Annotated in this window: 1 rRNA gene; it reads left to right on the plus strand. The window is 52.9% G+C overall.

Annotated features, from left to right (window positions below):
- Positions 1–51 precede the first annotated feature (51 nt).
- Positions 52–1490 (plus strand): 16S ribosomal RNA (locus F2P46_RS35750); the annotation flags it as partial.

The raw sequence follows: 1490 nt of genomic DNA on the forward strand, positions 1-1490 counted from the left end.
TGTCAGTATTTTGAGTGAGCGATCTGTCCGCAAGGACATTAAACAGAGATTGAACTGAAGAGTTTGATCCTGGCTCAGATTGAACGCTGGCGGCATGCCTTACACATGCAAGTCGAACGGCAGCGCGGGGCAACCTGGCGGCGAGTGGCGAACGGGTGAGTAATATATCGGAACGTACCCTGGAGTGGGGGATAACGTAGCGAAAGTTACGCTAATACCGCATACGATCTAAGGATGAAAGTGGGGGCTTCGCAAGAACCTCATGCTCCTGGAGCGGCCGATATCTGATTAGCTAGTTGGTGGGGTAAAGGCCTACCAAGGCATCGATCAGTAGCTGGTCTGAGAGGACGACCAGCCACACTGGAACTGAGACACGGTCCAGACTCCTACGGGAGGCAGCAGTGGGGAATTTTGGACAATGGGCGAAAGCCTGATCCAGCAATGCCGCGTGAGTGAAGAAGGCCTTCGGGTTGTAAAGCTCTTTTGTCAGGGAAGAAACGGTGAGGGCTAATATCCCTTGCTAATGACGGTACCTGAAGAATAAGCACCGGCTAACTACGTGCCAGCAGCCGCGGTAATACGTAGGGTGCAAGCGTTAATCGGAATTACTGGGCGTAAAGCGTGCGCAGGCGGTTTTGTAAGTCTGTCGTGAAATCCCCGGGCTCAACCTGGGAATTGCGATGGAGACTGCAAGGCTAGAATCTGGCAGAGGGGGGTAGAATTCCACGTGTAGCAGTGAAATGCGTAGAGATGTGGAGGAACACCGATGGCGAAGGCAGCCCCCTGGGTCAAGATTGACGCTCATGCACGAAAGCGTGGGGAGCAAACAGGATTAGATACCCTGGTAGTCCACGCCCTAAACGATGTCTACTAGTTGTCGGGTTTTAATTAACTTGGTAACGCAGCTAACGCGTGAAGTAGACCGCCTGGGGAGTACGGTCGCAAGATTAAAACTCAAAGGAATTGACGGGGACCCGCACAAGCGGTGGATGATGTGGATTAATTCGATGCAACGCGAAAAACCTTACCTACCCTTGACATGTACGGAAGCCACGAGAGATCGAGGTGTGCTCGAAAGAGAACCGTAACACAGGTGCTGCATGGCTGTCGTCAGCTCGTGTCGTGAGATGTTGGGTTAAGTCCCGCAACGAGCGCAACCCTTGTCATTAGTTGCTACGAAAGAGCACTCTAATGAGACTGCCGGTGACAAACCGGAGGAAGGTGGGGATGACGTCAAGTCCTCATGGCCCTTATGGGTAGGGCTTCACACGTCATACAATGGTACATACAGAGGGCCGCCAACCCGCGAGGGGGAGCTAATCCCAGAAAGTGTATCGTAGTCCGGATTGTAGTCTGCAACTCGACTACATGAAGTTGGAATCGCTAGTAATCGCGGATCAGCATGTCGCGGTGAATACGTTCCCGGGTCTTGTACACACCGCCCGTCACACCATGGGAGCGGGTTTTACCAGAAGTAGGTAGCTTAACCG

Source organism: Massilia sp. CCM 8734, assembly GCF_011682155.1.
GTDB classification, from domain to species: domain Bacteria; phylum Pseudomonadota; class Gammaproteobacteria; order Burkholderiales; family Burkholderiaceae_D; genus Telluria_A; species Telluria_A rubra.